Here is a 13083-nt window from a genome sequence, read left to right as displayed (position 1 = left end):
GAATGACGAATAATGAGGCAAAGGTAGTAATAATTTGCTAATTAGCAAATTTGCTAATTTACTAATTATCGCTATTTTTGCAACGTGAAACAAAACCAAACTATGAACGACGATTTGTTATACCTCATTGCCTTAAAGAAAATTCCGCTTGTAGGCGATATAACTGCCAAAAAACTCATTGCGCACTTTGGGAGTGCCAAAAATATATTTGCACAACGCCGAAGTAGCTTAGAAAAAGTAATGGGTATAGGCTCTAAAATTACCCAAAATATCCTCAACTCTCAGTACTTACAAGAAGCTGAAACTGAGTTGCTCTTTACTGAAAAACACGACATCAGCATTGTTAGCTATACCGATGCTCACTACCCTAAACTATTGAAACAGTGTGTGGATAGCCCTATACTCTTCTACCAAAAAGGACACATAAACCTGCAAAACAAACGACTGCTGAGCATTGTAGGTACCCGTAATATCACGACCTACGGCACGGCATTTTGCGAACAACTGATAGAAGAACTCGCCCCGCTTGATGTGGTGATTGTAAGTGGTTATGCTTATGGGGTGGATATCACGGCTCACAAGGCTGCAATGAAACACCGCTTGCAAACAGTAGCTTGCCTCGCTCACGGACTCAACCTTATCTACCCTGCTGCTCACGCGAAATACTGTGAAGCAATGGAAGAAAACGGCGGTTTCATCACCGATTTCGGCAGTGAGAGTCCGTTTGACCGAAAGAATTTCCTCAGTCGCAATCGCATTATTGCAGGGCTTACAAAAGCTACTGTAGTGATTGAATCGGGTAAAAAAGGGGGAAGTTTGGTTACTGCTGATATTGCTTTTTCATACAACCGCGAAGTGTTTGCCGTACCAGGTCGTACGACAGATACTTATAGCATAGGCTGCAATGAGCTGATACGCAACCGCAAAGCTAATATACTCACCTCAGCTAAAGACCTCATTTACCTACTGAATTGGGATACTCCCGCCCCTAAAGCCGTACAACAAGAACTTTTTATAGACCTCAGTCCCGACGAAGAATTGGTAGCAAACTATCTCAAAGAGAATGGCAAACAAGCCTTAGATGAACTCGCTCTCGGCTGCCAAATACCTATCTACCAACTTTCTAATTTGCTTTTCCAAATGGAACTGAAAGGAGTAGTAAACCCGCTACCAGGGAAAATGTTTGAGATTAAGTAACAAGTAACAAGTAACAATTAACAGGAAGATTATACATATTGATATGGACGCTTTCTACGCCTCGGTAGAGCAATTGGATTTTCCTGAATTGAGAGGAAAAGCGATTGCGGTAGGCGGAGGCGAAGCGCGCGGTGTGGTGGCAACAGCCAGCTACGAGGCGCGCAAGTTTGGTGTGCGCAGTGCTATCAGTGGGGCGCAAGCGCGCAAATTGTGTCCACACCTTATCTTTGTAAAACCTCGCTTTGAGCGCTATAAGCAAATATCAATGCAAATACGCGCTATCTTCCACGAATATACCGATTTGGTGGAACCTCTTTCCCTCGACGAGGCTTACTTAGATGTTACAGTAAACAAAAAAGGTAACCCTTCGGCTACCCTCATTGCACAAGAGATTAGACAACGCATCTTCAATGAAACAGGACTTACGGCTTCAGCAGGCATTTCGGTAAATAAGTTTATTGCCAAAATTGCTAGCGACTATCACAAGCCTAACGGACAAACAACTATCACTCAGGCTGAAGTACAAGATTTCTTAGACAAACTCGATGTGCGCAAATTCTACGGCATAGGCAAAGTAACTGCCGAAAAGATGTATCAGTTAGGGATTTTTAAAGGGAAGGATTTGCGGGAGAAATCATTAGCGTTCTTAGAACGGAATTTCGGCAATAGCGGACATTATTACTACGAGCTCTCACGAGGTATTCACCGCAGCGAAGTTCAGCCTTTTAGGATTCGCAAATCGGTGGGTGCTGAAGAAACTTTTGCCGAAAATCTCACCAGTGAGGTGTATATGGAACGTGAACTTGAACGTATAGCCGAAGATGTAGTACGCCGCCTTAAAAAACAGCAAGTTGCAGGTAAAACTATCACCCTGAAAATAAAATACAGCGACTTCACTATTCAAACACGCAGCAAGACCCTTAAAGATTTTATTAGCAGCAAAGAGGAAATTCTTTTACACATCAAAGAATTGCTCTACCAAGAAAGATTGAGTGAATCGGTACGATTATTAGGCATTTCAGTTTCTCACCTCAACAACGAACCTGAAAAAGAGACTGTAAAACAACCGATGTACATACAGTTGAAATTGGAATTTCCAGAGTATAGGGAATAGAGGATAGGAGGTTAGAAAGTTAAACCTACACTTAATTGATGAAAAGTATTTGTTTTTTGGAGGGTAAAAACTTCTATTTGGGTGTTGAGTCCCACAAAATAACTGAGCGATGACGATAGTGGGCGATGATACTGCAAATGAGCTTGGAAAACTTGCTCATCGGAGGCGAGAAAACGGGCATTGTGCAAGAGCATTTCACTGAGGGATACTTCACTATCATTGCGGAGTACATAGTTGCCTTTTAGTGTATTGCGATACTGGTAATGCAAACCTGCTATACCTATACTCTTCTTCCCTAAGGGCGCTACAACACTCATTTTTATCCCTACATTCATATAATCGAAATGCTGAAAACTCCTCACAAGGGTATAATCCTCACGGTGAGTTTCATAACCTACATAAGGTGCTATGTGATATTGCAAATCACTATTGTTACAGAAAAGCATTGCCAATTGGTAGTGCTCTTTTTTTAGAGTATAATTCTCGTTTTTAGCAACTACTTCCGTCAAATTGCTATTACGACCCGAAAGAATAGGCTCTACCCCACTTTTGGTTTGCAGAGAGTAATATCCTTTGAAACCATAATAGTAAGTATCTTTGTGAAACAGCTTTGTCAGCTCGGTATAGAGTGTGCGATTGGTAAGTGTTACAGCTATCACACCATTATCTTCTGTCATATATTTTTCGATTGCCAATTGCTGGTAATTAGCAGAGAGGAAAAGGTTGTTTTTTCTACTGATATTCAGTCCGCTGCTATATCCATAACCTTCATAAAAAGCCCTGAGTTTGTTGCCTTTCAGCAGGTGGTTATAATAGCCTAAGCCATTGAGATGATAGACTGAAGGACTCCCCAATTCGTTGAAAAATTTCAGTTCGTTAGACTGGGTATATTTCTGGAAAGAGGCATATATTCCTGCTTGCCACTCCCCTACCCTCCACATAAATCCTGAGCGCAATTGCAGATTAGAAGTGATATTTTTAGGGCGCGGGTCTTTGTTACGACTTGCTAATTCGGCTTTGTAATCCAAACTGATACCCCAATGCAGTCGTTGCCATTGCTTAGCAAAACCACCCATAAAGGCGTATTGCTCGCTATGCAAGTCGCCCCCTACAGCATCGGCGGTGAAGTATGGATAGAGCAAATCACTATCTACCGACTCATTCCAGCGCACTTTTCGCAGTTCTTGATTTTTATAGGACGCATTGCCCCAAAGCGTGCGTGTACTATCATAAGGGAAGAAAGAGGTTGCTTTTGCTGAAAAAGCGGTATGTCCTTCAGGATACTGCTGAGCATAAGCCTCCTTATCACTTCTCTCATAAGCCGCTTGTACGGTAGAAAAACGATGTTTCCCCCACTTGGGCATCGTAGCTGGATTCTGAAAATAAGCCTCATAAAAACGAGAGATGCTTTGTTGTTCTTTCAGCTTTAGCAAGAGGGTATCGGGGCTTTGCCCCCAGCCTATTTGGTAGAGGAAAGCGAAAAATAATATGTTAATTAGTTGTTTTTTCAATTTAGTGCGAGCCAATGCGATCCGGTGCGAGCCGCACGGGCAGTTTGTTAATTTGTTAATTTATAAAAAGATTGTCTGAAAAGTTTTTATACTACAAGGGCGTTTGCAAAAAGTTCTTATATTGTGGGGCGTTTGCAAAAAGTTCTTATACTATAAAGGCGTTTGCAAAACGCCCCTACACAACATACTCTAAAAGTGATTGATCATCAAGATAATCAACTTTGCCAAAGTGTAGCGACACTCTTCACTTTTCATTTTTTAAGTGATGGTGTTACACGTGGATCGAAATCTTCAGTGGAGTTATTGGTGTCTTTTAACACACGATGTCCGTTTTGCTGACCCGTTACTTTGCGGCGTACTCCTTTGCTATAACGAGAAACATCTCCTTGACTTTCGGAGGCGTAAGTCCAACCACTATCTAAAGAAACATCAGTTACAAGCCATTGAAAGTCTTCTTTTTGTGCGAGATTTACAGCATCGATAACCCACGTATTGGGGATTTTTACAGCATCTCCTCCTGAGTCAAATCCTGATTCATCTTTGTATGTATAAGAATACTTCTCTAACTCTGTAACCCCCTTGGGCATTCTGGCAAGTGCAAAAGCGTTGATTGCTTGACGATTGATTACTGCATCTTCAAACTTCACGAACATATTAGGCACTGCAGCGTTATCGGGGTCTTCATCGTCTGCTTCATCTTTGATTTCGAAATTGGCATTTTTCAAATCTATTGAATTACTGTTGAGTTCTTTGTGATTGATAGCCGTAAGGGCAATGATGATGCTCTCGCCTGCTGCTACGGGGTATTGCTTGCCATTCCCTGGGATTTGGTATACCGCATTGGCTGTAAAAGCTTGGTTCATTATATTTGGCGTATAGGTTTGCTTGTCATTTGTTTGGAACGCCGATTGCACCAAGAGCAAACCATCAGCATAAAGAATTCTGGAAGTAGGGTTGTAAATCTTGAAATAACCATCATCTAAGTATTGTTTGCCTTGTGGAGTAGTTGTGCCCGTGATAAAAATCTCTTCAATAAGCAAATCTTTATCCTCATCACTTACAATTGTTTTTAAAGTAATAGGCAAACTGTAGGTAGTGGCTGTGAGGATGTCGAGTTTGGGTATTAAGGTGGTTACTTCACCTGCATAGGTAGTGCTACTTTGGGTGTAACTCACAGTACCTGTGGCACGTACCTCATAGCTACCCGCAGGAATACTCAGTTGAAAATCGTTGGTAGTAGTGTTGTGATATACTTTTTCTACCTTCTCATTCTTGTTGAGCTCGGTAAGGGTAAGAGTAAGGGTACCATAGTGGGTAATGGTTACTTTATCGGGGGCTTGTAAATGAAGGGTTATGTTCAAAGGTTCGGTAGCGATACCGTTGTTGTCGTCTTTCTTACAAGCATTTAGGAGCACTAAAGCAAGTGCTACAGCTAAAAATTGTTTTAAATGTTTCATATTAATGCTAATTTGGTGCGAGCCGCACGGGCAGTTTGTTAATTTGTTAATTATAAAGAGGTTATCCGAAAAGTTTTTATATTGTAAGGGCGTTTGCAGCACATACCCAGCTATCGCTGGCTTTCCTACATAACATACTATAAAAGTAATTGATTATCAGGACAATCAATTACAATCAACTCTGGCAAAGTGTGAAACTTTGCCAAAGTGTTGTGATACTTTTCACTTTTCACTTTTTAAGTGATGGTGTTACATCGGGATCAAAATCTTCAGTAGAGTTATTGGTGTCTTTAAAGATAGGTTTACCGTTGTTTTCAGAGAGGACTTTACGGCGTACGGATTTGCCATAACGTGCGGGATCATTGTCTTTTTTGCCACAATACGTCCATCCACTATCTAAAGAAGGAGCGGTTAGAAGCCATTGGAATTTTCCTTTTACACTTACATTCACAGCATCGAGTATCCACGAATTAGAAATTTTATAAGTTTCACCTTCTCGAAATATTATTTTATAAGTATACTTGTAGTCAGTTAAATAGGATGCTATTGTAATTCCTTTAGGCAATCGGGCTATTACATAGCTCTTGTATCCACGATTGTGAAAAGCTACATAACTATGGGTGTTGAGTACATTGGTTACCTTAGGGTTGTCCTCATCTTTTATCTGTTCATAGTAAATTTCAAAATCGGCTTTTGATAAATCGAGAGAATTAGTGTTGTTCTCTTTGTGATTGATAGCTTGATCGGCTATAACTATCCACTTACCAGGGGCAACAGGATACTGAGTTCCATTACCAGGTATTTGCACGATTCCTTCTACAGAGAAAGCTTCATCTATAATATCAGGCTCAACTTTTTGTCTACTTGTTGTAAGGAACTTAGAGTCAGCTATTAATAAACCATCGGCATAGAGCACTTTATTTGTAGGGTTATAAAGTTTGATATACTGGTCGCCTTCATACTGTTTGCCTTGTGGGGTTAAGGAACCTGTAAAGTAGATTTCTTCGATAATGAAATCACCATCTTCTGAGGAGGTAATTTTCAGACTAAGGGGTAGCGTATAAGTAGTAGCTGTAAGGATATCGAGTTTATTCATAAAACCTACAACTTCACCTGCATAGGTAGTGCTACTTTGGGTGTAACTCACAGTACCTGTGGCACGTACCTCATAGCTACCCGCAGGAATACTCAGTTGGAAATCGTTGGTAGTAGTGTTGTGATATACTTTTTCTACCTTCTCATTCTTGTTGAGCTCGGTAAGGGTAAGGGTGAGGGTACCATAGTGAGTAATGTTTACTTTATCAGGAGCTTGTAAATGAAGGGTTATGTTCAAAGGTTCGGTAGCGATACCGTTGTTGTCATCTTTCTTACAAGCATTTAGGAGCACTAAAGCAAGTGCTACAGCTAAAAATTGTTTTAAATGTTTCATATTAATACCAATTTGGTGCGAGCCGCACGGGCAGTTTGGTGCGAGCCGCACGGGCAATTTATTAATTTGTTAATTATAAAGAGGTTATCCGAAAAGTTTTTATATTGTGAGGGCGTTTGCAAAAAGTTTTTATACTATAAGGGCGTTTGCAGCACATACCCAGCTATCGCTGGCTTTCCTACATAACATACTATAAAAGTAATTGATTATCATTTATATACTTTGTCAAAGTCCAAGGACTTTGACAAAGTTTGCAATGCACCTATTACTTGTTAGCTGTTAGTTATTACTTTTTAAGTGTGGGTGTATTGAGTATCTCGAAATCGTCGGTAGAGTTATTGGTGTCTTTAAAAACGGTTTTACCGTTATTTTGAGAGAGGACTTTACGGCGTACGGATTTGCCATAACGAGAAGCATCTCCTTCTCCTTTAGCTACATAAGTATAACCAGCATCTAAAGAGGGAGCTGTAACTATCCACTCGAAACCTGATTGAGTACTTAAATTTACGGCATCTACTATCCAATTATTAGGGATTTTCAAAGCCTGTCTCTGCATTAATTTTGTTCCTACTTTGTATTCATAGTTATACTGAAGTGTAGAAGTAGCAGTACCTTCAGGGAAACGTGCTATCACATAACTTCTATTGCCTCTATTATTAATTATAAAAACACCATATAAGTTGATATTGTTAGTTACTCCTACCCCATCAACGTCTTTCACTTTTGGAGGGTAGAAGCTTTCAAAATCAGCTTTTGAAAGGTCTATAGAATTAGGGTTATTTTCTTTATGATTAATTCCTTGTTCAGCAATTACAATAGACTTCCCTGGTTGCACAGGATATTGAGTGCCTGTACCTGGAATCTGCACCATACTTCCTGCTGTAAAGGCTTCTGCCATTACATTGGGGGTGTAATCTCTTTTATTTACTGTTAGGAACTCAGAATCTGCTAAAACCAAACCATCGGCATAGAGAACTTTATTAGTAGGGTTATACAATTTGATGTACTGATCACCAAAATACTGTTTACCTTCTGGAGTAGCTGTACCTGTAAAGAAAATTTCTTCAATGATAAAATCTCCATCTCCTGAGGGGCTGAGTTTTAGGCTAAGGGGTACTGTGTAGGTAGTAGCTGTAAGAATATCAATCTTACTTACAAATCCTGCTACTTCACCCGTGGCGGCGGTGCCACTTTGGGTGTAATTTACGCTACCTACAGCGCGTACTTCATAACTACCTGCAGATAATTCCAACTTAAAATCACTACTTGATACATTGTGATATACCTTTTCTACCTTCTCATTCTTGTTGAGCTCGGTAAGAGTGAGGGTGAGGGTAGCATATTGAGTGATAGCTACCTTGTCGGGGGCTTGTAAATGAAAGGTTACAGAAAGAGATCCTGTAGGGATTCCATTGTTGTCGTCTTTTTTACAAGCGTTTAAGAGCACTAAACCAAGTGCTACAGCTAAAAATTGTTTTAAATGTTTCATATTAATTAATTTGTTGCGAGCCGCACGGGCAGTTATTTGTTATTTGTTAATTGTTATTTGAGTGAAACGTTCATTTCCATTCCGAAATAGGGATTGATGAGTCCGCGGCGGTTGATATATTGTCCGTTCACGCGGTAATCTTCATAAAAGTTAAACAGATTGTTTACGTACATTGAGAGCGTAAAGTACTTATAGAAATCTTTAGATATTTTTAGATGTATGTTCATTGACAATGGGGTTCTATCGCTGAGACTTACAGTTGTAGGGCGTATGAGCCATTGCAGTACGGGGTCATTAGCTTCTGCCGCTGTATATGGGTGACGTACACCATCCTCACTGATGTAGTGAGTGGGCACACGACTAAGTGACGGATTGGTGCTAATAGTATACCAAGTGAGGTCGCAACGCACAGAGGTTGTGAGTTTTAGCTCGGGGAGATAAGTATCAGCAATAAGACTGGTTTCCAGCTGTTCGCGGTCGTACTTCTCCACTTCGGGGTATACCCCCAGATTGTAATGTTTGCGGTTGTTGATCACATTTTTATCGGCGGGACGATATACGGGCAATGAGTTGTAATACAGGCTGTGAAACCACGCGCCACTGAGTGTAAAACGAGTGTTGAGCAACTGAAGGCGCTTACTGCTGTACTGAAACTCAACCCCTTGTTTATCGATAGCAGAGCCATTGCTCTCCATATCTGAGAGTATCAGGGCGTCTTGCACTGTATAGGGCAGATTTTCCACCAAAGGAGGAGCAGTAATCGCATTGTGATTGAGTCCTGTAGCATCGTATTTTTTATAGAATACTTTATGATAATCGCTCATTTTTCGAAAACCCGATTGCATACGCTCATCAAAATAAGTAATAAATAGCGAATGGTGGTTGTATTCTAACCCAAGGCGCACTTCGGCTTTGTTATTCACCGCAGGCATAATGTCGTAGTTCACTTGCGGAAAAATGTAAGTTTTGTAGTGCAATTGGCGGTAAGCTTTTTGACTGTGATAGTAATTGAGCTGTACAAAATCTTCGTATTTTTCTTGAGGATAGAGCATTTCTTGAGTGGGAAGTTTGCTGTGTTTCCCCCAGCCTGCTGTAAGGCTAATACTGAGAGCATTTTGGTTAGCGAACTCAATTTTTGGGAAAGTAACTTTCATATTCACACGAGGGTCAAAACACACCTTGTTATGCAATGCGTAGCGTGAATCGAGTCCTAAAAGGGTATTGGCACGCAAACCAGCACGCACGAGAAATTGGGTATGCCAAAAAGTTTTTTCTAACTGCTCTTCAGCATAAAAAGCCATATCTTGCATTGCAGGAATGCTCTTAAAAGCACGCGGACGGGTGTCCATTTCGGGTGATGGAGGGTGCGCTAAATCGTATACCTGCCCCAGACCGTTGTTTTTGTTGTAGTTGTAAGTAAGTCCGATTAGCAATTCGTTGCGATAGCCCGAGAATAGCTTATAAGAAGTCGTTGAGAGGTCGGCATAGAGGTGTAGCGGTTTGCCATCGACGAGCAAGTGCGACACATAGTGAGGATCGGAGAATACCCCATAAAATTCACCAGCTTCTGTGTTTATGAAAACGGGGCGTGCATTGGTAATTTGCACCCATTTATCTTGCTCAATACGGTCGAAACTCTGTGAGTAACTAGTTTTGAGTGCCAATGCTTTGAAGAATGTTTTAAGGAACTCCCAACTCAGCCCATTGGCAATGCGGATATTATTGTAAGTAGATTGATAAGCGTCATAGCGATCGAAGCCCACATCGGGGTCGCGCTTTTCCTTATCGATAGTGCCCGTATAGTCGATGCTAAAATTCCACGTAAGCGGATTTTCGGTATCAAAGCGTTTTTCAGCACGTGCTGAAGCAGTATAACGCTTGTAGTTTTCAAAGCTGTTACGCGGGTCGGGTTGGGCATTCAAATAATCCAAACTAAAGTTGAGTTTGAGGCTATTTTCAAAAAAACTGAAACCTTTACCTATATAGAAAAGTTTGCTAAAACCATCGGCTTTGGCGCGTGCCCTAAGGGGAGTATAGCCTTTTTTGCGGTGAATTGTTACTACCCCACTGCTGATATCACCAAATTTCACCGATGGGATTCCGCGTATAATCTCCACTGTTTCAATATCATCGGTAGCGATGGTGCGCATATCCACCCCCGAGCGGGTAGTGTTGCGCTTCTTATCGGCGTAATTCGATTGAGGGGTGATAATCATTCCGGTACCTACCGTAGATTGCATATTGTTATTTACATCTAAGGGAACACCATCAATATTGAAGCCTACGCCTAAAGAGGAAATACTATAGCCGTCCATAGGCGTTCCTGTCTGCCTGAGAGTGAGCGTATTGGCATAGTTCAGTGAGGGAGTAGTAACTTGCCGACCAGGGAGCAAACTCACCAAATCGGCAAAGCTAGAAGGCTGAAGGTGTCGCATTGCCTTGCGGTCGATAAGCGAGGTAGAAGTAGGTGCAGGAAGTTCTTTAGCAGTTACCACTACTTCCTCTAACTGAATAGCTTGAGTAGTAGCAGTAACCGTGGTGGTAGCTGTTTGAGCGTAAAGTGTTGGGTAGAAAAAAGAAAATAAAAAGAATATCCCAATAAAAATATTAGGAAAGTAATAGAGAGGACAATGTATTCTTTCACTTTTCACTTTTCACACTCATTAAAATCGGGGACAAAGGTAATACTTTTTTTGAATTGCATAAAACAATTCTAAATAAAAGTGTGAAATAATTCTAAATAGGGTAAAAGAAAAATGGTAAACACTTTGTTATATTTACAACAAAATATTTATCCTTTGTAGAAAATGCGTATTTATTTTTCTGAAGATGAGATATTAGCTACCTTTGCACTCAAAATCTAATGTCGGACGACTTATAACTTACGAACTATGTTAAATAAATTTTCTCCTACTTTTTGGGTAGCGAGCTTCCTTCAGCTGATGGAACGCTGGGCTTATTACGGTATTTTTACGCTTTTGGGGCTTTATTTAGTTGCCTCTACTGATAAGGGCGGACTTGGGTTTGACCACTTGCAAAAAGCGAGTATAATGGCAAACGTTTCGGCTATTCTTTATCTTTTGCCTCCTATTTTTGGAGTGATTGCCGACCGTATTGGCTATAAACTTTCATTAGTAATTTCGTGTGCTATTACAGCGGTAGGCTATTTTTTGATGGGAGAAGTTACCGATTATGCAGCGGTGTACTCTATATTTCTCTTATCGGCTGTTGGAGCAGGATTCTTTAAGCCTGTAGTCAATGGTATTGTAGCGCGTAATACCGATGAAACCACCAGCACTATGGGGTTTGGAATTTTCTATATGATGGTGAACATAGGGGGCTTTTTAGGTCCTGCAATGTCGTCCTACCTCCGCACCGAATACGGTTGGCGCATTATCTTTATACAAGGAGCTGTAGTGATGACTATCAATGTGTTAGTAGCTTTATTCCTCTATAAAGAACCCAAACTCGCTCAAAAAATTAGAAAGCCTTTACTCACCGAAATCAAAGAATCACTGATGCATATCGTTGAGGCTTTGAAGGACCGCCGACTTACCGTACTATTGCTTTTGATGGTAGGCTTTTGGACGATGTTCAACCAGCTGTTTTACACCCTGCCTAACTTTATTGAAGATTGGGTAGATTCATCGGCATTGAGTGCGTGGATTAATGAAAAATCAACTTTTTTGGGCACTATCCTCACCTCTGAAGGACAAGTGAAAGCCGAGTGGTTTATCAACATAGATTCGTTTATGATTATCTTCTTTCAAGTGCTTGTATCGTATTTTGTAACCAAAATGAGCCACGTGAGCGCTATGATTAGAGGGACAGTTATCGCTACTTTAGGGGTAACGCTTACTTTTATGTTCAACAATCCGTGGTTCACCATTATAGGCACCGTGATTTTCTCGATAGGTGAAATGGCTTCCAGCCCTACCCTATCGGCTTTTGTGGCTCAAATTACACCTAAAGGCAAAGAGGCGCTGTATCAAGGTACGGTGTTTTTGCCAGTAGCTGCAGGAAACTACCTCACAGGTTTCTTTTCAGGACATTTGTATACTGAATGGTCTGATAAATACGGTTTACTAAAAAAAGAATTAGCCAAACGCGCTATTGAAATGCCTGAAAATCTCACTAAAACTCAATATTTTGAGTTAGCAAGTCAGAAATTAGGACTCAGTCAGTCGCAAATCACTCAATTGTTATGGGATACTTATGAACCTGCAAAACTCTGGTATGTGATTTGTGCTTTGGGGGTATTTGCAGCGGCATCATTGTATATTTACAATAAACAGGTAACAAGAAGCAATTAACAATTTAAACTTTATCAAAAGTTTTTTGTACGTGCGGCTCGCACCTTTTGCAAAGGTGCGAGCCGCACGTGCTAATAACTTACGATTCAATCGTAAAGCGTATGATTTTTCTGTCTTCATCTACCATTACTACAAGAATTTCATCGGTAACTTCAGGCAACGTATAGTCGAAACCCGCAAACTCTGTTGCAAAAAGGGAGATATTGAGATTGGTAAGCTCAAGTGCTGTGAGCAATTCTTCCCCCTGCACATCAGCCATTTCTTCTACTATTTGCACATAATCTTTCACCATAGATTCCTCGCTAGAACGATAGACTTTTATAAATTCGTTGCGAATCTGCTGGTCGAGTTCAGGCAAGTGTTCTAACAATTGCTGAATAGCTGTCCCCTGAGCTTTAGAGGGTGTTTCTCCCATACAATCAATAGTGATTGACACTGAGGAACCGTTGATATCCACATCTTCTATTTCGTGGTAATCATCATCTTCAGAAAGGGTAACCTTCCCGAAATAGGGTAATTTGTAGGTAGCCATAATGTTTAATTTTAGGCGACAAAGATAGCAAAAATCAATAT

The 13083-nt window shown here is 40.7% G+C and carries 9 protein-coding genes; 3 read left to right on the top strand and 6 right to left on the bottom strand.

Going from position 1 to position 13083, the window contains the following annotated elements:
- Positions 1-102: 102 nt before the first annotated feature.
- Both dprA and dinB read left to right on the top strand, forming a co-directional pair.
- Positions 103-1197 carry a DNA-processing protein DprA gene (gene dprA, locus I7X29_RS08870; RefSeq protein WP_198474116.1) on the top strand — a complete coding sequence of 365 codons (1095 nt, stop codon included), beginning with the start codon at positions 103-105 and terminating at the stop codon, positions 1195-1197.
- A gap of 16 nt (positions 1198-1213) precedes the next feature.
- Positions 1214-2311 carry a DNA polymerase IV gene (gene dinB / locus I7X29_RS08865; RefSeq protein WP_198474275.1) on the top strand — a complete coding sequence of 366 codons (1098 nt, stop codon included), beginning with the start codon at positions 1214-1216 and terminating at the stop codon, positions 2309-2311.
- An 11-nt stretch (positions 2312-2322) separates the two neighbouring features.
- On the opposite strand, the gene I7X29_RS08860 is transcribed toward dinB, so the two are convergent.
- The 5 genes from I7X29_RS08860 to I7X29_RS08840 all read right to left on the bottom strand — a co-directional run bounded on the left by I7X29_RS08860 (position 2323) and on the right by I7X29_RS08840 (position 10803).
- The gene (locus tag I7X29_RS08860) at positions 2323-3822 is read right to left on the bottom strand and encodes a DUF6850 family outer membrane beta-barrel protein (protein ID WP_225883710.1); all 1500 of its coding nucleotides are present in this window, start codon (positions 3820-3822) and stop codon (positions 2323-2325) included.
- 251 nt (positions 3823-4073) lie between these two features.
- On the bottom strand, positions 4074-5279 hold the full coding sequence (locus I7X29_RS08855) for a DUF4876 domain-containing protein (protein ID WP_198474114.1): 1206 nt from the start codon (positions 5277-5279) through the stop codon (positions 4074-4076).
- A gap of 229 nt (positions 5280-5508) precedes the next feature.
- The gene (locus I7X29_RS08850) at positions 5509-6708 is read right to left on the bottom strand and encodes a DUF4876 domain-containing protein (RefSeq protein ID WP_198474112.1); all 1200 of its coding nucleotides are present in this window, start codon (positions 6706-6708) and stop codon (positions 5509-5511) included.
- 286 nt (positions 6709-6994) lie between these two features.
- Entirely contained in the window at positions 6995-8197 is a 1203-nt protein-coding gene (locus I7X29_RS08845) for a DUF4876 domain-containing protein (protein ID WP_198474110.1), read from the bottom strand.
- Between the two features lie 53 nt (positions 8198-8250).
- Positions 8251-10803 (bottom strand): TonB-dependent receptor plug domain-containing protein, encoded by a 2553-nt coding sequence (locus I7X29_RS08840; RefSeq protein ID WP_394368705.1) that lies wholly within the window; start codon positions 10801-10803, stop codon positions 8251-8253.
- 285 nt (positions 10804-11088) lie between these two features.
- Here I7X29_RS08840 and I7X29_RS08835 point away from each other — a divergent pair, with 285 nt between their 5' ends.
- Entirely contained in the window at positions 11089-12510 is a 1422-nt protein-coding gene (locus tag I7X29_RS08835) for an MFS transporter (RefSeq protein ID WP_088593748.1), read from the top strand.
- A 79-nt stretch (positions 12511-12589) separates the two neighbouring features.
- On the opposite strand, the gene I7X29_RS08830 is transcribed toward I7X29_RS08835, so the two are convergent.
- The gene (locus tag I7X29_RS08830; RefSeq protein ID WP_198466605.1) at positions 12590-13042 is read right to left on the bottom strand and encodes a DUF2004 domain-containing protein; all 453 of its coding nucleotides are present in this window, start codon (positions 13040-13042) and stop codon (positions 12590-12592) included.
- Positions 13043-13083: the final 41 nt, after the last annotated feature.

Origin of the sequence: Capnocytophaga periodontitidis (assembly GCF_016126015.1) — a bacterium.
GTDB lineage: Bacteria > Bacteroidota > Bacteroidia > Flavobacteriales > Flavobacteriaceae > Capnocytophaga > Capnocytophaga periodontitidis.
This window is presented reverse-complemented; position numbering and strand designations above follow the sequence as displayed.

Excerpts from the sequence above, each read along its gene's own strand:
- I7X29_RS08830 (WP_198466605.1), bottom strand. The coding sequence starts at position 13,042 with ATGGCTACCTACAAATTACCCTATTTCGGGAAGGTTACCCTTTCTGAA.
- I7X29_RS08835 (WP_088593748.1), top strand. The coding sequence starts at position 11,089 with ATGTTAAATAAATTTTCTCCTACTTTTTGGGTAGCGAGCTTCCTTCAG.
- I7X29_RS08850 (WP_198474112.1), bottom strand. The coding sequence starts at position 6,708 with ATGAAACATTTAAAACAATTTTTAGCTGTAGCACTTGCTTTAGTGCTC.
- I7X29_RS08855 (WP_198474114.1), bottom strand. The coding sequence starts at position 5,279 with ATGAAACATTTAAAACAATTTTTAGCTGTAGCACTTGCTTTAGTGCTC.
- I7X29_RS08845 (WP_198474110.1), bottom strand. The coding sequence starts at position 8,197 with ATGAAACATTTAAAACAATTTTTAGCTGTAGCACTTGGTTTAGTGCTC.
- dprA (WP_198474116.1), top strand. The coding sequence starts at position 103 with ATGAACGACGATTTGTTATACCTCATTGCCTTAAAGAAAATTCCGCTT.